The sequence below is a fragment of the Ruegeria sp. YKSE079 genome, assembly GCF_059612845.1.
In genome coordinates this window covers 78,456-99,937 of record NZ_JBXWRJ010000007.1, presented here as the reverse complement: position 1 = coordinate 99,937, position 21,482 = coordinate 78,456, and the positions used below count along the sequence as shown (strand labels likewise).

Below are 21,482 nucleotides of genomic sequence, written 5' to 3'. Positions count from 1 at the left end.
AACGGATTGGCAACAAGGATCACAGGCTGGGCCGGGCGCTTCTGTGAGTGGTGGGGTGTGATGTATCCCTTCCAATGCGGGCACGTGACCACAGTTTTGACACAATTGCAGCAATACCTATTCCGATATTGGAATCTGGGCAAAGATCAGCCGATTTCTCTGGCGTCAACTTGGCGGGATTATGCCAAACTACGTCTGACTTGGGGCGCCGGTGCGGGTTCGGCAGGGGCCGAAAATGGCGGCGAACGCTAGAATCAGTCCCGATACCGTGGCGATCATGCCTGCGGCGCTGACGGCATCGGTGCCACCGATCCAAAGAGGGCCGTATCCGGCAAGAACATAACCCGACATTGCGGCCGCAACTGCAAAAACGACGCTCCAGGCCACCTGCTGTTCAAGGCGATTGGTCATCATGCGGGCCGCTGCAGGAGGGCAGATGAACATAGCGATCACAATGATCGAGCCCACTGCGTCAAAAGCCGCGACCGCGGCAATTGCGGCCATGACCACGAGCGCCAGACCCAGCAGATTGGTGCGGACGCCAATCGTGCGCGCAAACCCTTCGTCAAAGGTAGAGATCTTGAGCGGACGCCACAGCAACCATGTGAACAGGCAAACGGCGGTCAGCGTCAGCGCCATGCGCGGCAATTCCGCTGGGAGTGCCGCCAATGCTTGAGGATCAAGCAGAGACGACCAACCGGTTGCATCCAGCCAAATCAGGCTTTCTAGGTTGCCATAAAGCGCGTGCTCGACGTCGAGATGCACTGTTGAAGTGTCGGTTTGTTCCAGCAACAAGACACCGCCCGCGAACATCGTGGTAAAAACGACGCCCATTGCGGCGCCCGGTTCGATTTGTCCGAGGCGGCGGATGGACTCAATTAGGGCAACTGCCAGAATTGCCGCGCCGGCGGCCCCTAGCATCATCGGCCCTGCCGCGATGACCCCGGTCAGCAGAAATGCCACAACGATCCCGGGCAAAACCACGTGGCTGATTGCGTCTCCAATCAGGGCCTGCTTACGCAACACCAGAAAATTGCCGGGCAAAGCGCAGGCGACAGCGGCGCAGATGCCGATCAGCAGCGGTGTCAGGGACAGGGGGACAAACTCTTCGCCGCTCATGTCAGCATCTCTTTAGGACCACCGATCCGATGGTCAATTTCCGCAATTTGGTCGCGGGTAAGTACAGTTTCGATATCACGCAGACCGTCGTAAAGCGCCGCCGTCGCCTCGTGCGCCAGATCGGCGCGTACGATTTCCCATCGTTTCTCGTCCCTTAGTGCCTTGGCAGCGCGCGCGCGCCCCTGATCGGTCGGAACCCCGTCGCGGCGCACCAGCCCGGCCCGGCGTAACAGGCGCAAGGTCAACGGTTCATAGATCGTCTGCCCCTGCGCCAGTGCCAAAAGCCCCTGACGCATATGTACTCGACGCTGGAACCGCAGATGCCGCATCACCGCGGCCAATACGCCGCGTCCGGGCGCGAGGAACAGGGACAGGGCGAAAAAGGCAAAGCTGACCAGAACGATGATTGGTCCGGTTGGCAAGTTGGGGGCCGAAGCGGACAATGCCGCTCCCAGAAAACCCGCCAGCCCTCCGGTCATACCGCTGAGGAGGACAACCCTGTCCGAGCGTTCCGACCAGAAACGTGCAGTGACCGGGGGAATGATCAGCAGCGCCACAATCAGGATCAGGCCGACGATTTTCAGGCCAACTACGGTTACGGCCATGACCAGGCCCATCATTGCCAAGTCAATTCGATTCACAGGCAATCCGCGCGCAGCGGCGTATTCGGGATCAAAGGCCACCAGCATCATGGGACGACGGATCAACATCACCAGTGCAAGGGTCGCAGCCCCACCGATGGCGATCACCAATGCATCGGCCCAAAGCATGCCTGCCGTCGATCCCAACAGGAACCCTTCCAGCCCGGCCTGACGACCCACGCCCATGGTCTGGATTACTGTCAGCAGAACGATGCCAAGACCAAAAAATACGGACAGAACCGATCCGATTGCCGCATCTTCGGCCAGACGAGTCCGGCTGGTCAGCAAGTTCATGCATAAAAGCCCGATCCACGCCGACAACGCCGAGCCAGCCAGCAACCCAATCAGATTGCGGCCGTCCCCTCCCAACGCCACCATCGCCATGAAGGCCAGACAAACGCCAGGGAGCGTGGCGTGGCTGATCGCATCGCTGACCAGAGCGCGTTTGCGCAAGAACAGAAATGTGCCGGTCACGCCAGCGGCGACCCCCAGCAATGTCGCACCGATTGCGACCAGAGACGCATTGTAGCCAAGCTGCAGGGTCAACGCTTCCCAGAGCATGCTTTTACCCTAAGGCGCTTGATATCTGGTCGATCTGCGCCGTAGCCAGACGCCCGCCATAAGTCGCTTGCAGGGTCTCGGCGGTGAAGGCCTCGGCTACGGTACCTTCGGCCACTTTGCTGGTATTGATCAATAGAACATGGTCAAAATAGTCGGTCACTGTCGCCAGATCGTGATGTACAACAATAACGGTCTTGCCAGCATCCTTAAGCGACTTCAAAACCGCGATGATCGCTTTTTCCGTCGCGGCATCCACGCCTGCGAAAGGTTCATCCAGCAGGTACAGATCGGCATCCTGTGCCAGTGCGCGGGCCAGAAACACACGCTGTTGCTGGCCGCCAGACAACTGCCCGATTTGACGATCCGCAAAGTCGCGCATGCCGACCCGGTTCAAACAATCCATCGCATGTGAAAGATGGCGGTCTCGAACCCGACCCAACAAGCCAAGCTCACGATAAAGCCCCATCAGTACGACGTCGATCACGCGGGTCGGAAAATCCCAGTCCACACTGGCGCGCTGAGGGACATAGGCAATGCGGGCGCGTTGGGCTTCCAAAGGTTTGCCAAAGATGGTGATTTGTCCCGAAAGCGGCTTGATGATCCCTAAAGCGGCCTTGAGCAAAGTCGATTTCCCAGCGCCGTTCGGGCCAATGATTGCTGTCATCGCCCCCTGCTGCACAGTCATGTCCAGCGAGAAAACCGCGGGTTTTTGCCCATAGGATACCGTCATGCCCCGGATTGCCAGCGGGCTGCCGCTCACATCGATGGCTGGAACCGTGGAGCCGTGGCTGGTGGCGAGTTCAAGCATCACTCAAAACCCAGCCGACAATTTGCCGTCCATACCGCGCGCTGGAACGTCCACTCCCAGTGCTCCGGCAATGACGGTGATGTTGTGGTCGAGCATCCCAAGATAGGTGCCTTCATAGGTGCCGTCCTCGCCCATCGCGTCCGAGAACAACTCGCCCCCGACGGTGACCTCGTGCCCCTTGGCCGCAGCCCCCTCGATCAGGGCGCGCATGGACCGGTCGGAAACCGAGCTTTCGACGAATACGGCCGATATCTTGCGTTCGACAAGCGTATCCACCAATTCGCCTATGCGATTCAGGCCAGCCTCTGACTGGGTCGAGATGCCCTGAATGCCCATTACCTCAAAGCCGAAGCTTTGACCGAAATATCCGAATGCATCATGGGCGGTGACCAAGACCTTGTTGTTCTCGGGCACAGCTTCCAGTGTCTGATGTGCGTAAGTAGTCAGGCGGTCAATGTCGATAAGATGTTTTGCAGCGTTCGCGGCAAAGAAATCGGCGGATTCCGGACGTGTTTCCGTCAGGGCGACCTGAACCTGTACGACTACGTCTCGCCACAGTTCGGGCGTCATCCACACATGCGGGTCGTATTTGTCGGCATAATCGTCATGGGCACGCAGCTTGGCCTTGTCGACCCCCTCAGCAACGGCCACCACGTTGCGCTTGCGGTCGAGATCGTGAAAAAACTCTTCCATCTGCGCTTCCAGATAAAGGCCGTGCCACAGAACCAGGTCGGCGCGGGTCATCGCGACGATATCGCTGCGAGTCTGGCGATAGGCATGCGGATCAACACCGGGGCCCATCAGGCCCTTGACCTCAACTTGTTCGCCGCCAACCTGACGAGCCGCATCCGCGATCATGCCAGTTGTGGCAACGACCTTGAGCGGTGTCTCGGCCCAAGCTGCCACAGGCAGAGCTGCGGCCAATCCCATTGCCAATATAAAGCTGCGGCGAATCATGACGACTCCTGTTTTTCGCGCTGTATCCGAGCTGAATATGCGAACCATTCGCAAGTAAGTCAACGCAATTGAGAATTAATCGCAAAAAAGATCAGTAATTTGTCCGTATGGTCAAAAAATCCCGCAATCCTGCATCTGAGTATCTTCCAATCCTGTTCAGCTCATGCGAATTTGGCAAATGACCCTCCCAAAGGAAGCGACGATGGAAACGCAGAGCCCGTCCAGCCCCGTGCGCACCGCGCATCTGCCACAGGTGACAGAGCCCCGAAATCCCGGCATGAACCTTGATCTGGATTGGATACGTGCGGTGCAGGCCAATACCTCAGCCATCGAACGTCGTGCCGCGACCCTGCCGGGCCGACGTTCAGTGAAGAAGGATTATCAGGCAGCCTGGCTGCTGAAAGCGATCACCATGATTGACCTGACGACGCTTTCAGGGGACGACACGGTGGGCCGGGTGCGGCGTCTGTGCTCCAAGGCGCGGCAGCCGGTCTCGGCATCGTTGCTGGATGCACTGGGTATGCCAATGATCACCACGGGCGCGGTTTGTGTCTACCATGACATGATCGAAACGGCAGTGGATGCGCTAAAGGGCACCGGAATTCCAGTTGCTGCTGTTTCGACAGGCTTCCCGGCCGGCCTATCGCCGTTCCATCTGCGTGTGGCCGAGATCGAGGAAAGCGTGAAGGTGGGGGCAGACGAGATCGACATCGTGATTTCGCGCCGTCATGTGCTTTCGGGTGACTGGCAGGCGCTTTACGATGAGATGAAAGCATTTCGCGTTGCCTGCGGAAATGCTCATGTCAAAGCGATCCTTGCGACTGGCGAACTTGGTAGCCTACGCAATGTCGCACGCGCCTCGCTTGTGTGCATGATGGCTGGGGCGGATTTCATCAAGACCTCGACCGGCAAAGAAAGCGTCAACGCCACTCTGCCTGTCTCGCTGGTCATGATCCGCGCTATTCGCGACTTCTATGATCGCACCGGATCCCGTGTCGGTTACAAACCTGCCGGAGGCATTTCGAGAGCCAAAGATGCGCTGGTTTACCTTTCACTGATCAAGGACGAGCTGGGCGACCGCTGGCTGGAGCCGGATCTGTTCCGCTTTGGAGCCTCGTCACTGCTTGGCGATATCGAGCGGCAGTTGGAACATCACGTCACCGGCAGATATTCCGCTGGCCACCGTCACTCTATGGGCTGAGGAAAGAACAATGACAGTCAAAGAGATTTTCGAGACCATGGACTACGGACCCGCTCCCGAAAGCGCTGCCGAAGCGCTGGCCTGGCTGGTGGATCAAGGCGACCGGTTCGGTCATTTCATCGACGGCGTTTTTACGAAACCCGGCCAGGGTTTCGAAAGCCGGAACCCCGCGACCGGCGAAGTCCTTGCGATGCTGACACAAGCTACGCAAGCCGATGTGGATACCGCTGTTGCCGCCGCGCGCAAGGCGCAACCGAAATGGGAACAGCTCGGCGGAGCCGGCCGTGCCCGGTATCTTTATGCCCTTGCGCGGCTGCTGCAGAAACACTCGCGCCTGTTTGCGGTGATGGAGAGCCTGGACAACGGCAAGCCGATCCGCGAGAGCCGGGATATCGACATTCCTCTGGTGCAGCGACATTTCTACTATCACGCCGGAATGGCGCAGCTGATGGAAAGCGAGTTGCCCGAGGCCGAGGCGCTGGGTGTGTGCGGCCAGATCATTCCGTGGAACTTTCCATTGCTGATGCTCGCATGGAAAGTCGCCCCGGCGTTGGCGATGGGTAACACCGTAGTTCTGAAGCCAGCCGAATTCACTTCGCTGACCGCGCTGTTGTTTGCCGATATCTGCACACAAGCCGGGCTGCCCAAGGGCGTGGTCAATATAGTTACCGGTGATGGCGCGGTGGGCGAAATGATCGTGGCCTCGGACGTGGACAAGATCGCCTTTACCGGCTCGACCGCCGTGGGCCGGCGCATTCGCGAGGCAACCGCTGGCTCGGGCAAGGAGCTGACCTTGGAGCTGGGCGGCAAGTCCGCCTATATCGTCTTTGATGACGCTGATATTGATTCCGCGATCGAAGGTCTGGTCGATGCGATCTGGTTCAATCAGGGTCAGGTCTGCTGCGCCGGTTCACGCCTGCTGGTGCAGGAGGGCATCGCCGATCATTTCCACGACAAACTGCGCGCACGAATGGACAAGCTCCGCGTCGGTAATCCGCTGGACAAATGTATCGACGTGGGCGCGGTTGTCGATCCGATCCAGTTGCAGACCGTCAAGAGCATGGTCGAAAGCAATATCGCTGGCCAAGTGTATCATGCGGCTTGTGAGTTGCCAGAAAACGGCTGTTACTACCCTCCGACTCTGATCTCGGGTCTCGAGACGTCGGACCCGTTGATGCAAGAAGAAATCTTTGGGCCGGTTCTGGTGTCATCCACGTTTCGAACACCTGACGAAGCGGTCGAACTGGCCAACAATACCCGCTACGGGCTGGCCGCGACGGTTTGGACCGAGAATGTGAACCTGGCGCTGGATATAGCGCCTAAGCTGGTCGCGGGCGTAGTTTGGGTGAACGCCACCAATCTGTTTGACGCCGCGGCCGGATTCGGCGGTGTGCGCGAAAGCGGTTTTGGTCGCGAAGGCGGCTGGGAGGGGTTGAGCGCCTATACCAAGCCCAAAGGTAAGGTCAGGCGGCTGGAAAAGCTCGAATCCGCAACAGGCGAAGGGGCTCCGGTCGATCCGATCGACCGCACCGCCAAGATGTATGTCGGCGGCAAGCAAGTGCGCCCGGATGGTGGTTATTCGAGGCCTGTTTGGGGCAAGTCCGGGCTATTGGGGCATGTCGGTCTTGCCAACCGAAAGGACGTGCGCAACGCCGTCGAGGCCGCTGCGGGTGCCGCAGGCTGGTCTAAGGCCACCGGCCACTTGCGTGCGCAGATCCTGTATTACATTGGCGAGAACCTCTCGGCTCGCGCGGATGAATTTGCGGGCCGCATCGATGCCATGACTGGCAGGAAAGATGGTGCAACCGAGGTCGCGGCATCAATCCAACGTCTGTTCTCCGCCGCCGCCTGGGCCGACAAATATGACGGTCAGGTGCATGGCGTTCCGATCCGAGGTGTTGCCATCGCAATGAAGGAACCGGTTGGTGTCATCGGTGTTCTCTGTGCGGACGAGGCGCCTTTGTTGGGCCTCGTCTCGGCCATGGCGCCGGCAATTGCCATGGGTAATCGGGTCGTTCTGGCCGCAAGCGAACCCTATCCGCTGGCGGCAACGGATTTTTACCAAGTCCTCGAGACATCAGATGTCCCGGCGGGTGTGGTCAACATCCTGACCGGCAGCCATGCCGAGATTGCCAAGCCGCTGGCCTCTCACCTGAACGTAGACGCTGTCTGGAGCTTCTCCTCTTCCGATCTTTCGGCCGAGATAGAAGAGGTCTCGTCAGGCAATCTCAAAAGGACGTGGGTCAATAACGCGACGACAACCGATTGGAACATCGATCATTCCCGCCGTTTCCTGCAGGCTGCCACCGAGATCAAGAACATTTGGGTGCCCTACGGTGAATAGGGCTCCCAATACGGGAGGCCTGCATGGATTTTTCAGGTAAGTCGGTCGTCGTGATCGGCGGCACCAGTGGTATCAATCGCGGTATTGCCAAAGCATTCGCGGCGTCGGGAGCCAAACTGGCGGTGGCAAGCCGGTCGCGAACCAAGGTTGATGGTACTGTATTGGCACTTAAGGGCGCTGGTGCGTCGGAGGCCATCGGAGAGGCCTTTGATGTCCGTGACCCCGAAGCCGTCGCCGCCGGCCTCAAACTGTTCCACGACACATTCGGGGACTTCGATGTGCTGATTTCAGGTGCGGCAGGCAACTTTCCAGCGCTGGCGGCTGAGATGTCTGTCAATGCCTTCAAGACCGTCATCGACATTGTACGATCCACGTAATGAAAGCGGCCTATCCCCTCCTAAATCGTCCCGGAGCCAGCATCATAAACATCTCGGCCCCGCAATCCTGGCTGCCTTACGAAGGACAGTCCCATGTTTGTGCCGCCAAGGCGGGCGTGGACCAGATCACCCGGACGTTGGCTTTGGAATGGGGCATCGAAGGTATCCGCGTGAATTCGGTTCGCCGGGGTTCATCGAGGGGACCGAAGGGGCAAAGCGTCTGGCTCCGACGCCCGAGGCGGAAAAGATGTTTCTGGCGGACGTTCCCCTTGGGCGCTGGGGAACACTTCAAGATGTCGCCAATGCCTGCCTGTTTCTGGCATCCGACATGGCCGGTTATATCAGCGGAACAGTCCTGTCGGTGGATGGCGCCCTGTACCAGCGCGGATCAGGGTGACCGGGTCAGATGATCGGTCAGATGCTGAGGGGCTCAAAACGCAAATCTTGATCTGCCATGCTCAATTGGTGGTTTCCAGCCCAACCGGTTTTCCCACGACGGTGAAATGCAAACCTTCGGGGTCCAGCAATTCGCGCGCGACGCGATTGACATCATCGAGTGTTACCGCATTCACCTGATCGTTGCGGGTGGTGATATAGTCGATGGGCAATCCCTCCATCTGCATGCCCACCATGATCCCCGCAATCTGGCCGTTGCCGTCAAATCGCAAGGGATAGGCTCCGGTCAGATAGGTTTTGGCATCGGACAATTCTTTCTGGGTAACGCCCTCAACGGCAGCGCGTTTCCATTCGGCCGAAATCACCTCGATCGCCTCGGCTATCCGGTCATTGGCCGATGCAACCGAACCCATATAAACCGAGGCGAGATCCTTGGGCACCAGATAGGAATAGACGCCATAGGTCAGGCCGCGCTTTTCGCGAACCTCCTGCATCAGCCGGCTTTCGAATCCACCACCACCAAGTATGTGATTCAGCAGATAGGCCGCAAAGAAATCGGGATCGTCCCGGTCCATGCCTTTTTGTGCAAACAAGGCCACTGACTGCGGCGTGTCGAAATCGACGACACTGACGCCGCCAGAGATGCTGACTTCGGCCTTTCCTGGGATAGGTGTTCCGGTTTCGGGCAGACCGGAAATCAGCTTGTCCAGCAGCGCGCCAAGCTCTTCGGGAGTGATATCGCCGACCGCCCCAACGTAAAGACGGTCTTTGGCGAACACGCCTTCATAGGCCGCAACGATATCATCGCGGGTAAGAGAGGACACGCTTTCCAGCGTTCCTTTACCGTCGGCACCATAAGGATGATCGCCATAGGCCATCTTGGCAAAGTTGAGACCGGCAATGTCGTTAGGATCTTTTTCATCTGACCTAAGACCCGACAGAACCTGCGCCCGTACCCGGTCGATGGCCGTCTGACCAAAACGCGGTTCGTGGATTGTGGTGTGCAACAGATCGATGACGTCATCGCGGTTTTCAGTCAGGAACCGCGCCGAGATCGCCACGGAATCATCCGTCGCCTGGTAGGAAAACGAAGCCGCCAGCGATTCAAGCGCCCGCGCATAGGTCTGCGCATCCATGTCGCCGGCGCCTTCCTCCAACAACCCGCTCATCAGATAGACTGCGCCACGCTTTTCGGGGTTGTCCAGCGACGTTCCTCCGCGAAACCGCAACTCCAGCGCGGTAAACGGGATGGAGTGATCTTCGACCAACCAAGCCTTGATACCCTTGGGCGACGTGACTTCTTGTATCTGGATCTCCGCCCAGGCGGGCAGAGCAATGAAGACTGCTATCACGGCTGCAAAGAAAGCTCTCATTGCGTCACCTCCCCGTCTCGCATTAACCAACCTGTCACGGATGTTTCGGACCGCAGCACATCACGCGCAGCGGCGACGATGTCTTCGCCGGTTACGGCTTGAAGGATATCCGGCCACACCTGCACGTCCTCGACCGTCAGGCCGCTGGTCAGCGCGGCGCCGTACCGATTGCCTATGCCATCCACATTGTCGCGCTCATAGACCAAAGCGGCGCGCAGTTGCATCTTGATCCGATCCAAGTCTTCCTGCTTGACTCCTTCGGCAATGAAATCAGCAATTGCGTGATCCATCGCCTCTTCTGCCTCTTGCAACGAAACGCCTTCTGCCGGAACAACAATGAAATCAAAGCTGGTGTCGTCCAGCGAGACATCCTTGTAAAACGCGCTGGCATAAACTGCTTTTTGCGTTTCGAACTGCAGTTTTTCGTTCAGATAGGATGTGGTTCCACCGCCCAGCAACTCTGCCAGCATGAACAGCGCTGCGGCCTTTTCCTGATTTCCGGCATCCCGTTCGGGAGCAAGATAGCTGCGTTGAACATAAGGTTGCGACACACGAGGGTCTTTGTAGATCAACCGGCGTTCAGCGGTTTGCGGCGGCTCTTGCGAACGCATTCTGTCCGGAAGGTCCGGGTTGGCCGGAATTGCACCATAGTACTTTTCGGCCAGGTCTTCGACCTCATCCGGGTTGATGTCGCCCGTCACCACGAGGACCGCGTTATTGGGAGAATAGTAGGTCTGATAGAAGGACAACGCATCCTCCAGATCCAGCTCCTCCATCTCGTGCTTCCAACCAATGATCGGCACGCCGTAGCGGTGGTTGAGATACTGGCTGGCATTCATCTGTTCGCCGAACAGGGCACGGGGGTTGTTCTCGGTGCGCTGGTTGCGCTCTTCCAGGATCACGCCGCGTTCTGTTGCTATATCCTGCTCAGTCAGGCGGATGTTGCGCATCCGATCCGACTCCATCCGCATCATCAACTCCAGCCGATCCGCTGCAACCCGTTGATAATACGCCGTGTAGTCGTATGAGGTGAAGGCATTGTCGGTACCGCCATTGGCCGCCACGGTTGCCGAAAACTCGCCGGCCTTCAAGGTGTCTGTGGCCTTGAACAGCAAATGCTCCAGAAAATGCGCAACCCCTGACGATCCGACCGGTTCGTCTGCCGACCCGGCCCTGTACCAGACAGTGTGCTGAACCACGGGTGCGCGGTGATCTTCAATCACCACCACATCCATGCCGTTGTCCAGCGTAAAGGTCGTGACCGCTTCCCGCCCCGTCTCGGCGGATAGCGGGGTTGCGGAAAGCAGGGCGGCTGACAGCGCCAATGCCCGGACCATGCGACGTCCTCCGTGTCGTTACAGGTGTCAACCTACGATGGCGACGCGCGGGTTCAAGAGAGATGACAGAAAGTTAAGAATTATTCATTGAACGGCGGTGGTGCCGATGGTGTGGCATAGCCCTGTCGCCGCAACGCATCGTTCTGAACATCGGGGTCGATTGACTGACTGCGATAGGCCTGCTCGTACCGGTCGACCGGGAGCAAGCGGAGGCTTGAAAGGCGACCCTGACGCTCGCGGAATCGGGCGTCTTCCTCCTGCACAACCTGTCTGGTATTCGCGGGTACACCGTACCGGCTCGATGCCGTTATGAGTGCCGCGTCGGATGAGGGAATGGCTGTTGCGTTTAATGCCGCGGCGCTGCCTCCAAGGGCGACGATTCCATCTTCAACCGGATTCGGGTCCGTCAGGTTGCCGCCACCAGGCGTCGGGGCCGGCAAGTATTGATAATCCTTGGGCGAAGTCAGCGGTTTGACTGGCAGCACCGCAAACTCATCCGGGCCCGGTCCCTGCGCACGGATATTCTTGAGCCCATTGTTCGCACATCCCGTCAAAGCGACGGCAGCAGTCACAACGATTATCGCCAGCGGCATCCGCATGGTTATCTCCAGCCTGTTTCAGGCGCTTTTAGCCCATTTCGTTCAGCCCGTCACGGGGCCTTTTTGCCATCCAGCATCACAAGGCCAACAGCGCCCGCAAAGATGAATACATCGGCGATGTTGAAAACAAAGGGGTTTTGAATGCCGCAGCAGGACATATTCAGGAAATCCTGAACATACCCGAAAACCAGGCGATCCACCACGTTGCCCAAGGCACCGCCAATCAACAGCCCACCGCTGACCAGCATGAGTTTCGACCGTACCCCTCGGCGCAACCAGATCATAACAACGGCACAGATTACGAGTGATAGGCCAATCAGGAGCCAGCGACCAGCATCGCCGTCGCCTTGGAACAGCCCGAAATTGATACCCCGATTTTCACCATAGCGGAAAACAAGCAGTGGCGGCAGCACGTCAATGCTGCCGCGATGGGCCACATCCATGACATGAACGACCAGAAACTTGCTGAACTGGTCAGCCAGCAAAGCCAGTGCCGTGGCCCAGAGAAGAAGACGGAAACGCATCAATGCCGGAAATGCCGCATACCGGTGAAGACCATGGCCAGACCAGCATCGTTGGCGGCTTTGATCACCTCGTCATCGCGCATTGAGCCACCTGGCTGAATGACGCAGGCTCCGCCAGCAGCGGCGGCCTCGAGCAAACCGTCCGGGAAGGGGAAAAACGCATCCGAGGCCACGACGCACCCTTTGGCAAGGCTTTCATTCAGGCCAAGTTCGGCAGCCATGCGTTCTGCCTTGGCAGCGGCCACATTCGCGCTGTCCAGACGCGACATCTGTCCCGCGCCCACACCCACGGTGGCACCGTTTTTGACATAGACAATCGCGTTGGACTTCACATGCTTGGCGACTTTCCATGCGAAAAGCAGATCCTGCATCTGTGCCTCGGTCGGTGCTTTGTCGGTCACGATCTTCAGGTCTTTGATGCCCACGTAACCCACATCCTTGTCCTGCACGAGCATACCCCCCGCGACCTGCTTGTAGGCTACAATCGGTTGGCGAGTGTCAGGCAGACTGTCGGTCAGCAAAAGGCGCAGGTTTTTCTTGGCGGCGAAGATGGCCTTTGCCTCGTCCGATGCGCCGGGGGCGATGACGACTTCGGTAAAAATCTCGACGATCTTGGTTGCGGTTTCCGCGTCGAGTGGCCGGTTCAGTGCGACAATACCGCCAAAGGCCGAAGTTCGGTCACAATCAAATGCCTTTTGATACGCCTCGACCAGCGTCGCGCCTGTCGCCACGCCACAGGGGTTGGCGTGTTTGATGATCGCAACGGCAGCGCTGTCGCGCGGATCGAATTCCGCCACCAGTTCATACGCGGCATCGGTGTCGTTGATATTGTTATAGCTCAGTTCCTTGCCCTGCAGCTGGACAGCCGTGGCCACTCCAGGCCGGTTCGATCCATCGGTATAGAACGCCGCTGTCTGGTGGCTGTTCTCGCCATAACGCAGTGTCTGTTTCAGCTCTCCGGCAAAGGCGCGACGCTTGGGGGCCGTCAACTCCAGCGCACCGGCCAGCCAGTTCGACACGGCCGCGTCATAGGCGGCGGTACGGGCATAGGCCTTTTGCGCCAGCTTGCGACGGAATTTCGGGCAGGTCGCGCCGTTGTGCTGATCCATGTCGCCCAACAGTTTTTCGTAATCTTCGACGTCGACCACCACGTTGACAAAGGCGTGGTTCTTGGCCGCCGCGCGGATCATCGCCGGGCCACCGATGTCGATATTCTCGATGCAGGTGTCATAGTCTGCGCCCTTGGCCACCGTCGCCTCGAACGGATAGAGGTTTACGACCAGCAGGTCGATTGGGCCGATGTCATGTTCCTTCATTGCCGCGACATGGGCGTCATTGTCTCTCAGCGCCAGCAGGCCGCCATGCACCATCGGATGCAATGTCTTTACACGCCCATCCATCATTTCGGGGAACCCGGTCACGTCGCTCACGTCTTTCACGGCCAACCCGGCATCGCGCAGTGCCTTGGCAGTGCCGCCGGTCGACAGCAGTTCTACCCCGCGGTCTGCCAAAGCCTGTCCCAGCTCGATCAGTCCGGTCTTGTCGGATACGGAAAGCAACGCGCGGCGCACGGGGTGAAGGTCGGTCATGTGTTCGGGGTCCTTATGCGGATCAGTCGAAATCGGGTTCGTCCCGGCTTACGTCGCGAACGGCAACAGCTGTATCATGGGCCTTGCTCAACGACCACCGGATGCGCGTCGCATACTCCATTGCGCGCCCGGATAGAACGATCTGTTTTGTCGCGCGTGGCTTTAATCGACCTTTTTCAAGATAAACGCTTGGTTTCAATGACAACTCGCAAGGAGAGTCATGCCGAAAGATCCAGATTTCCCCGCTTTTGAGCGCCATCGATACCGCCGCGCCACCCAGATCCAGCGCGGCGTCGATGTCGGGATGCAGGTGAAAACGGACGTCGATTCCAATCCCGGTCAGCCCCGATGCGTCGACCGCCCCATCAAACCGGCGCTTGGCCGCATCACCCAAGGCCAGCAAAAGATCCTCGCCCGTCAGCTCCCGGCCGTCAAACGCAAGGTCCAGAGTGCGTGCATGAGTCAGCCCCAAAGCCTTGATGTAACCGTCATGTGCACCCTGAAAACGCACTCCGCCATGGGTCTCTTCGATTTCCACGGGCACGTTTGCCGGTACATCAGTCAATTCCTCGAACTCGGTGCCCTTGTGCGACCCAGTCAGGCGAGCACTGGAATAGCCGTCCAGGCATAAGGTTGAATGTGACGGTGTTGCCCGACCCGCGCGGCGCCACTCCATTCCGAAACTCTCCCCAGAGCCGCAATTGACGATCAAAGGCCGCCGCCCTGATGTCAACTCGAATGCCAGGGTCGAGGCGTGACCGTTATACGATGCGCGCCCGATAGGCGGTGAACTCGCATCGACCACGATGCTTGTGCGGCCCGCCGACAATCTGGCGTATCCCATCACCAATCCGACGGGATGATGTGGCTTGACGCCGCTTTGTGCAAGCGCGTGATCGAGCCGTCCTTCCAGACCGCGCCCGCCGCCGTGGAAGCGGGCCAGACCCCCATCTGTGTGGCGCAGGCTACGAAGGGTGGGCGCAATCCGCTTGATGGCCGCCGTGTGGTCAGAGGGAGTTCCGCGTCCGACGTCATGCAGCGCTGCCGCCGTCCATGTCAGTAACGTGAACACTTCCAGTAATTCTTCGGAATTACGGGTGGGAATTCCGCCAGTCTCGTCGATCTGAGTTTTGCATTCCTTTCCCAAAGCCTTGATCGCGGGATCGGCCAAAGCCTCGAAACCTTCCAGTGCCAGGCTGGCATAGATAAGGCCGCACAGAGCCTCGAAACGCGGCAGGCCCGGTGTCGTCTGGTACCAGCGTTTCGACAGGTACCAGGTTTGTTGGGCCAATGAGCGCAAAAATGCCTCGCTGTGGGCGTCATCAGTTCCGCGTAACAGGAAGGCCGAATGATTGATCCAGCGGATCAAACGTCTGCCGGTCAGGTCAGGAGCCCATCCGGAACCGTAGGACTGTCCCTGAGTCTCTATCCAGCCCCACAGCCAAAGTTGCGCTTTTTCGCGAGCATTCGGGTCGCCGACCGCAGCCAGGTCGTCAAGCCAAACGAACCCATGCCTCTCGGCGTCAAAGGCTGCATTCGGGGCCTCGACTTCCCACAAACCACTGTCCTGAGATTCGACGAGGTAACCAGCGAACAGCAAGTTGCCCGCCACAAGTTGCCGTCCACGCGCGAAGGAACCGACAGTTCGCGGCTCTGGCTGGGACACGAAACCGGCAATTGCCTTTCGACGCTGACTGAGGCGCACATAAAGACGGTTCTGAAACCGCCCCCATCTGCTGGAAATTGTACGCGGGCCGGACATCTCGTTCCCCTGCCTCTTACGCTCTATGGCGTTTGAACGCGAAAATAGCGGGTCATCGGTGCCGTGTCACCGAAAAGAGTCCATCTTAGCCTGCTTTGCGCAAACACGCGACGTAAAATCCGTCCATTCCACCTCGATCAGGCCAGTAGTCCGGGCGCAGACGCAGGCCGCCTTCTTCGGTGATCCAGCTGGTGTCAACACCCGGAAGATTTGATATGCTTCGGTCCGCCGCCATATCGGGGAACAGCTCCAGCGCCTCCTCGACCTGAACCTCGCCTTCGTCGGGCAACAGCGAACAGGTGCAATAGACTAACCGACCACCGGGCCTCACCAGCGTCCAGGCGTGTGCCAACATTTTCGCTTGCAACTCGATCAGCGGACCGAATTCCGAACCGTCCTTGGCAAAGGGCAGGTCGGGATGCCGCCGGATGGTTCCGGTCGCTGAACATGGCGCGTCGAGAAGCACCGCGTCATAGGTACCCCCGTGCTCCAGCGCGTCGCCTATGATCAACTCAGCTTGCAACCCGGTGCGCGCCAGATTCTCCCGCACGCGCGCCATACGGGTCTCTGAAATGTCCAGCGCCGTAACCTTGGCGCCGAAGGAGGCAAGTTGCATCGTCTTGCCGCCCGGTGCCGCGCACAAATCCAGAACACGCTCTCCGGATTGCGCGGCCAATATTTTTACAGGCAATGCAGCCGCAGCATCCTGAACCCACCAGTTTCCGTCGGAAAATCCGGGAAGGACCGACACCTGATGGGTGCCGTGCAATCGGATCGATCCGGTTGGCAGCTTTTCACCGTCGGGCGCTTCGGCGCCCGGCTTCACTGTCAGGTCCAGTGGCGCACCTGCAAAATGTGCGTGCTCGATCCCGGTGACAGCCTCTTTTCCCCATGCCTCAATCAACGGTCCGCGTAACCATTCGGGCATGCGAGGCACCCGCATGCGCGGCCACGCATCAGGCCCTTCTGCGGCGATCTTTCGGAGAACGGCATTGACCAGCCCCTTGAGTCGCCCGTGCTTGCGACTGCGCCCCACGATCTCAACCAACGAATTCACAACGCCGTGCGCTGCTTCGCCCTGACAAAGTTCGACCGTTGCAAGCCGCAACGCATTTTTGACTGTCAGGGCTGGCGCTTTCTTCAGATGACCACTCAGCAACCGGTCGGCGCGCTCAAGCCCGCGTAGGGTCTCCAGCGCCAGCCGCTGCGCACGCGCCCGATCTTCGGGTAACAACCGATCCAGTGCTCCTGCGGCCAGACATTCGGACATCAGGCGACCCTCACCCAGAATTTGATCCAGCAGATAGATCGCGCTGCGCCGCGCCGAGGTTGCGCTGTCTGCCATGAATACCGCCTTTTTGCATGTGACCTCCGCCCGCATTGTGTCGGACGGACGTGGGCGTATATCAAGTGCAAAGTCGAAAAGGAACCCGATGCAATGAGTGACGACCGCAAAGACCTTTCTCCCACCGCGAAACGCGCGCTCGCCGAGGCCGAAGAGCGTCGCAAGAATGCTGCGGCCGTAGCAAAGGAGTTGCCAAAGGAATTGGGTGGACGGGACGGCCCCGACCCGGCGCGCTATGGCGATTGGGAAAAAAAGGGCATCGCCATCGACTTCTGACAGGCTCAGTTCTGATCGCGGGGAACTTGCGCGCAATCGACCTGCGAAGACCTGGGGAACTCCGTGCCATCCATCGCGGCCTTCATTCCGCAATAGTGCGACTTGCAATCGTGTTGCGGGTCGTTGATCCTGACTCCTTGATCCCGCGTAACTCCCAACTCAAGGCGGCATAACACCCCGTTGGACAGTTGTTCCTGATAGAGCCATCCTGTCGTTGTCGGGGTCAAATTACCTCTGATCCCGCAGAAATGACCGGTTGCCGCCCAGATTTCGAGGTCGAAGAGACCGGCACCAGTGCTGTCGAGTTCGATCCTCAGCGTCCCTCCATCGTGAACATAACAATATCCGGCAAGCTCGGTTGACGGCGCTGCGACGTTGGCTGCGTCACAAGGTATTTCCGACAAACGCCATCCTTGGCCGGCGATGTCATCGATTCGCCAATGCCCGTCGACCGGGGCAAATTCATAACTCACAATTTCGGGTTTCCCGAAGTTCCGGAACCTTGCATGCACGATCTGGCGGGTGCCTTCGTTCACGGCCTCGATTTGCAGGGTGCGCAAGATCTCTGCAGCGTCATAGTCCTGCCCGGAAACATCGACGCCAAAACCGATGCACGGCGGCTGGCGGTTGGCGTCCTTAAATTCATTCGCGGCAAACAGGCGGATAAGGCGGTCGGAAAAGAACTGCTGCCGACGCTCTGGAGCAGACAGATAGGGAACACCATGAAGTCCCGGTTGCGATAGTGACACATAGATCCACTGCACAAGATCCTGCGGGCTTTGGGCGGCCAGTTTGCCCGCGGGCAGGATAGTTATAAGGATGACAGCAAGGAAGTTGAACACAAATGCAGGCATCGGAAATCTCCTGATTGCAGGATACCGCAACTCGGGATTACCTCAAAACCAAACATTGAAATGGGCCCTGTCAGGCATCCTGTCGAATCAAATCCAGAAACCCGGTAACCAATGCACGCTGCCGCCTGGATTGCAGCCGCCCCTCAGGCCATGTCAGCCAGTATCCGTCGCGGGTTGGCAACGCGGGTAGGCCGAGCAGGTGCAACCGTCTGGCCGCGCAAGCCGTCTTTGCCAAAGCGATTGACCCCAAAACTACACCAAGCCCCTGTTCGGCTGCCGTCAACGCATGCCCCATCGAGTCGACGCTTAGCAAGGCAGGCGCAGTGTCCGGCTGGCCTGCGTTGCGTGCCCATTCGCGCCAGCCGGGCCGTTCGCCGCGCAATTCGATCAACGGTGCACCCCATTCCGTTCCGGGCGCGGCCATGGGGGCCAGCACTTCTTGCGCGATCAGTTGCGCTTCTCGTCTGGGCCACACGCCGCGACCATATCGGACTTGCAGCCAAGTCCTGGCCTCATCCAGTTCCGATCGCAATGCCAAGGATTCGGTGACCAACCGGACCTCGGGATGGTCGATGTGAAACCCCGCACATCGCGCCACTACCAGCGCGTTGATATGTGAACTCATGCCCGCAACGCGCAGCTCTCTGGGGGACTTTCCGAAAAGATCTTCGGTGTTGCGCTCCAACGCAGTCAGGCTTTCCTGAACCAATGGCAGATAGCTTTCTCCCTCAACCGTCAGCGACACGCCGCGCGCCTCGCGAACGAAAAGCGACCGGCCCAGCCAGACCTCGAGGTTGCCGATTCTCTGGCTGACCGCCGCCTGCGTCAGGCCAAACTCACGAGCTGCGGCTGAAAATCCCCCTAAGCGGCCCGCAGCTTCAAATACCCGCAACCAATCCAGTGGCGGAAGGCCACGCCGTTTTCTATCCATAAGAATTTCCATCCCTTAGTCGAAATAAGGATTAGTTGTCGTAATGTCATGCGCAAGGTATTTCCTCAAGTACAGTTCGCCGAACAGGAGACAACCCATGCTGCGCACAGTCACCCATGACACGTCCATCGTGACGTTGGATTTTGCCAACGGCGCCCGCGCGCGCTTTCATGCTATCTGGTTGCGTGACAACGCGCTCGACCCCGAAACCCGCGCGCCCGGCAATGGTCAGCGGCTGATCACAATCGGCGATATCCCTGCGGATATCTCTGTCGACGCCGCGGACGTGGTGGACGGTGATTTGCAGATCACATTCCAGCCCGAAGGGAAAACGGTCATCTTTCCCGCCGCGTGGTTGGCCGAAAACAGCTATGACCGCGATCAGACGCATGAACCCGGTTGGACCGCCCCCGGCATCACAACTTGGGAACGCGGTATCGCCGCCCCTAGCGCCGACTGGCTCCAGGTGCACGCCAACCCCGAGGTCAAGCGGAACTGGCTGGCCGCTGTGGCCGAGTTCGGCTTTGCCAAGCTGACCGGCGGCCCGACCGAGCCTGAATCGCTGCTGAAGGTCGCTGACCTGTTCGGCTATGTCCGCGAAACCAATTATGGCCCCTATTTCGAGGTGCGAACCGAGGTGAACCCGACCAACCTTGCCTATACCGGGCTTGGCCTTCAGGCGCATACCGACAACCCCTATCGCGACCCGGTGCCGACCTTGCAAATCCTCTATTGTCTGGAAAACTCCGCGGAAGGCGGGGATTCCATCGTTGTTGACGGCTTCCGCGCTATCGAAAAACTGCGTGACGCAAACCCCGAAGGCTTTGCCCTGCTGGCCGGATATCCGGCGCGGTTCGAATACAAGGGCTCGGACGGGGTCTGCCTGCGTTCGCGCCGTCCGATGATCGAGTTGTCACCGGATGGCGAGCTGATCGGCATCCGCTTCAACAACCGCTCTTCTGCCCCCTTTGTGGATGTGCCGTTTGACAAGATGGAGGCATATTACGCCGCCTATCGCCAATTGGGTGATATCATCGACGATCCGGCCATGGGCGTGTCGTTCAAGCTGGAACCGGGGGAAAGCTTTATTGTCGACAACACCCGCGTCCTGCACGCGCGGCTGGGCTATTCCGGGGCCGGATCGCGCTGGTTGCAGGGATGTTACGCCGACAAGGACGGGTTGCTGTCCACACTGGCTGTGATGGAGATGGCCCAACCGGAGGCGGCGGAATGAAACCCGATTTCTCGACCCTGAACCGGGACAATATCGTCGCCTTCATCGGGGATATTTTCGAACGCCGCGGCGGTGAAGAGTATCTGGGCGAACCTGTCACCATGGCCCAGCACATGCTGCAAGGAGCCACCATTGCCGAGCAGAACGGGATGCCTGAGGAAATCATCGTGGGCGCATTGCTGCACGATATCGGCCATTTCACATCCGAGTTCGGCACCTACCACCCCGACGACACCGAAGACCGTCATCATGAGGACGCGGGCGCGGAAGTGCTGGAGCAGTTCTTCCCCTCGGTCATCACCGATTGCTGCCGCTATCACGTGGCGGCCAAGCGGTATCTGTGTGCCACCAAGCCCGAGTATTTCAATCGCCTGTCCGCGGCGTCGGTTCACACGTTGGAACTGCAAGGTGGTCCGATGAGCGCCGAAGAAGTTGCCGCGTTCGAGGCCAACCCGAACCTGAAAGAGATCATTCAGGTCCGCTATCTGGATGAGGCGGGAAAACGCGCCGATATGGAAACCCCTGACTTTGCACATTTTGCGCCGATGGTGCAGCGTATGGTCGACAAGCACATGGAGGCCGCATGAACGCCCCGGAATACATCTTTGAAGCCAGCACCAAACCCTCGCTGCCCTGGCACGAGGTCCCCCTGATCCGCGCGACGGACGCTTCGGTCAAAGGCTATGGGTGTCTGGTCGATGATCCCGAAGGGTTCGAGATCGAGATCACCCGCTGGCCACAGCAGGGGTGGCGACCGATCGATGAAGGCACCGGCGACGAAGGAGGCTGGGTCGAAGGCACCTTTCGTGGCGAGTGGAAGGGTGACGTGCTTTATGGCGAGAACGAAGCGGTCAATGGCCACTATGTCCTCGGATGGTCAACCGATCCGCAGCAGGCACAGACAAGTCGCCAAACAGCGCCCCGCGATCAGGTGCTGCTGTGGCACATGAACTATCACCCGGATGGTGGGCAGATGTTCTGGCCGCTCGACAACAAGCCCTTCATCATTCCTGCCGCGTTGCCCGGCGACAACCTGACACCAGAAAAGGTGGTGGCGTTCTGGTGCGACGGTTCGCGCGGGCTGTATATCCATCCCGGTATCTGGCACGAGGGGATTTTCCCGGTCGAAGACGAGCAACGCTTTCTGGACAGGCAAGGCCGTGTGCATGCCCGCGTCAGCGCAGATATCGGGCGGGAGTTCGGCGTCTACCTAGCTTGCCCTTTGCGAGCGGACAAGATCAAGGACATTTGAGC

General features: G+C 59.0%; 19 protein-coding genes and 1 pseudogene. 7 read left to right on the top strand and 13 right to left on the bottom strand.

The window, feature by feature from the left end:
* Positions 1-189: 189 nt before the first annotated feature.
* Genes AC2FMY_RS08250 through AC2FMY_RS08235 form a run of 4 tightly spaced genes read right to left on the bottom strand, consistent with a single transcriptional unit; the run spans position 190 to position 4,086 of the window.
* The gene (locus AC2FMY_RS08250) at positions 190-1,119 is read right to left on the bottom strand and encodes a metal ABC transporter permease (protein ID WP_480750300.1); all 930 of its coding nucleotides are present in this window, start codon (positions 1,117-1,119) and stop codon (positions 190-192) included.
* A complete protein-coding gene (locus tag AC2FMY_RS08245; protein ID WP_496807225.1) occupies positions 1,116-2,321 on the bottom strand; it encodes a metal ABC transporter permease in 1,206 nt (401 codons plus the stop codon). Before AC2FMY_RS08245 ends, AC2FMY_RS08250 begins: the two co-directional genes overlap by 4 nt.
* A 4-nt stretch (positions 2,322-2,325) precedes the next feature.
* Entirely contained in the window at positions 2,326-3,129 is an 804-nt protein-coding gene (locus AC2FMY_RS08240; protein ID WP_496746157.1) for a metal ABC transporter ATP-binding protein, read from the bottom strand.
* A 3-nt stretch (positions 3,130-3,132) separates the two neighbouring features.
* Entirely contained in the window at positions 3,133-4,086 is a 954-nt protein-coding gene (locus AC2FMY_RS08235; RefSeq protein ID WP_496807224.1) for a metal ABC transporter solute-binding protein, Zn/Mn family, read from the bottom strand.
* A gap of 202 nt (positions 4,087-4,288) precedes the next feature.
* Between AC2FMY_RS08235 and deoC the strand changes: the two genes are divergently transcribed.
* The 3 genes and pseudogenes from deoC (at position 4,289) to AC2FMY_RS08220 (ending at position 8,405) form a co-directional block, all read left to right on the top strand.
* Complete coding sequence (gene deoC / locus AC2FMY_RS08230) at positions 4,289-5,287, top strand: deoxyribose-phosphate aldolase (RefSeq protein WP_496746153.1); 999 nt, start codon at positions 4,289-4,291, stop codon at positions 5,285-5,287.
* A gap of 10 nt (positions 5,288-5,297) precedes the next feature.
* A complete protein-coding gene (locus AC2FMY_RS08225) occupies positions 5,298-7,631 on the top strand; it encodes an aldehyde dehydrogenase family protein (protein ID WP_496746151.1) in 2,334 nt (777 codons plus the stop codon).
* A 23-nt stretch (positions 7,632-7,654) separates the two neighbouring features.
* Positions 7,655-8,405, top strand: a pseudogene (locus AC2FMY_RS08220) (SDR family oxidoreductase).
* A gap of 61 nt (positions 8,406-8,466) precedes the next feature.
* On the opposite strand, the gene AC2FMY_RS08215 reads toward AC2FMY_RS08220, so the two are convergent.
* The 7 genes from AC2FMY_RS08215 to AC2FMY_RS08185 form a co-directional block, all read right to left on the bottom strand.
* Positions 8,467-9,777 (bottom strand): M16 family metallopeptidase, encoded by a 1,311-nt coding sequence (locus AC2FMY_RS08215; RefSeq protein ID WP_480750292.1) that lies wholly within the window; start codon positions 9,775-9,777, stop codon positions 8,467-8,469.
* Entirely contained in the window at positions 9,774-11,114 is a 1,341-nt protein-coding gene (locus AC2FMY_RS08210) for a M16 family metallopeptidase (protein WP_496748621.1), read from the bottom strand. The genes AC2FMY_RS08215 and AC2FMY_RS08210 overlap by 4 nt, the downstream gene beginning before the upstream one ends.
* 80 nt (positions 11,115-11,194) lie before the next feature.
* Entirely contained in the window at positions 11,195-11,713 is a 519-nt protein-coding gene (locus AC2FMY_RS08205; protein ID WP_496748620.1) for a DUF3035 domain-containing protein, read from the bottom strand.
* A 50-nt stretch (positions 11,714-11,763) separates the two neighbouring features.
* Positions 11,764-12,237, bottom strand: a complete 474-nt coding sequence (lspA, locus tag AC2FMY_RS08200; protein WP_496748623.1) for a signal peptidase II — start codon at positions 12,235-12,237, stop codon at positions 11,764-11,766.
* Positions 12,237-13,826, bottom strand: coding sequence for a bifunctional phosphoribosylaminoimidazolecarboxamide formyltransferase/IMP cyclohydrolase (gene purH, locus AC2FMY_RS08195; RefSeq protein ID WP_480750288.1), 1,590 nt, complete (start codon positions 13,824-13,826; stop codon positions 12,237-12,239). The genes lspA and purH overlap by 1 nt, the downstream gene beginning before the upstream one ends.
* Before the next feature lie 22 nt (positions 13,827-13,848).
* Positions 13,849-15,588, bottom strand: coding sequence for a heparinase II/III family protein (locus AC2FMY_RS08190; protein WP_496745810.1), 1,740 nt, complete (start codon positions 15,586-15,588; stop codon positions 13,849-13,851).
* Between the two features lie 85 nt (positions 15,589-15,673).
* Positions 15,674-16,933, bottom strand: coding sequence for an RsmB/NOP family class I SAM-dependent RNA methyltransferase (locus tag AC2FMY_RS08185; protein WP_496745808.1), 1,260 nt, complete (start codon positions 16,931-16,933; stop codon positions 15,674-15,676).
* A gap of 93 nt (positions 16,934-17,026) precedes the next feature.
* On the opposite strand from AC2FMY_RS08185, the gene AC2FMY_RS08180 reads away from it, so the two are divergent.
* Entirely contained in the window at positions 17,027-17,209 is a 183-nt protein-coding gene (locus AC2FMY_RS08180) for a DUF1674 domain-containing protein (RefSeq protein WP_496745807.1), read from the top strand.
* Between the two features lie 5 nt (positions 17,210-17,214).
* Here the strand turns inward: AC2FMY_RS08180 and AC2FMY_RS08175 are convergent, their stop codons facing one another.
* Complete coding sequence (locus AC2FMY_RS08175; protein ID WP_496745805.1) at positions 17,215-18,063, bottom strand: hypothetical protein; 849 nt, start codon at positions 18,061-18,063, stop codon at positions 17,215-17,217.
* Positions 18,064-18,133: 70 nt separating this feature from the next.
* The gene (locus tag AC2FMY_RS08170) at positions 18,134-18,994 is read right to left on the bottom strand and encodes a LysR family transcriptional regulator (protein WP_480750283.1); all 861 of its coding nucleotides are present in this window, start codon (positions 18,992-18,994) and stop codon (positions 18,134-18,136) included.
* 97 nt (positions 18,995-19,091) lie between these two features.
* Here AC2FMY_RS08170 and tmpA point away from each other — a divergent pair, with 97 nt between their 5' ends.
* The 3 genes from tmpA to AC2FMY_RS08155 are packed head-to-tail and all read left to right on the top strand — an operon-like array spanning position 19,092 to position 21,480.
* The gene (gene tmpA / locus AC2FMY_RS08165; RefSeq protein WP_496745803.1) at positions 19,092-20,228 is read left to right on the top strand and encodes a 2-trimethylaminoethylphosphonate dioxygenase; all 1,137 of its coding nucleotides are present in this window, start codon (positions 19,092-19,094) and stop codon (positions 20,226-20,228) included.
* On the top strand, positions 20,225-20,815 hold the full coding sequence (gene tmpB / locus AC2FMY_RS08160; RefSeq protein ID WP_496745801.1) for a (R)-1-hydroxy-2-trimethylaminoethylphosphonate oxygenase: 591 nt from the start codon (positions 20,225-20,227) through the stop codon (positions 20,813-20,815). Before tmpA ends, tmpB begins: the two co-directional genes overlap by 4 nt.
* Positions 20,812-21,480: an ureidoglycolate lyase gene (locus AC2FMY_RS08155; protein WP_496745799.1), complete on the top strand. Its 669-nt coding sequence runs from the start codon at positions 20,812-20,814 to the stop codon at positions 21,478-21,480. The genes tmpB and AC2FMY_RS08155 overlap by 4 nt, the downstream gene beginning before the upstream one ends.
* Positions 21,481-21,482 lie beyond the last annotated feature (2 nt).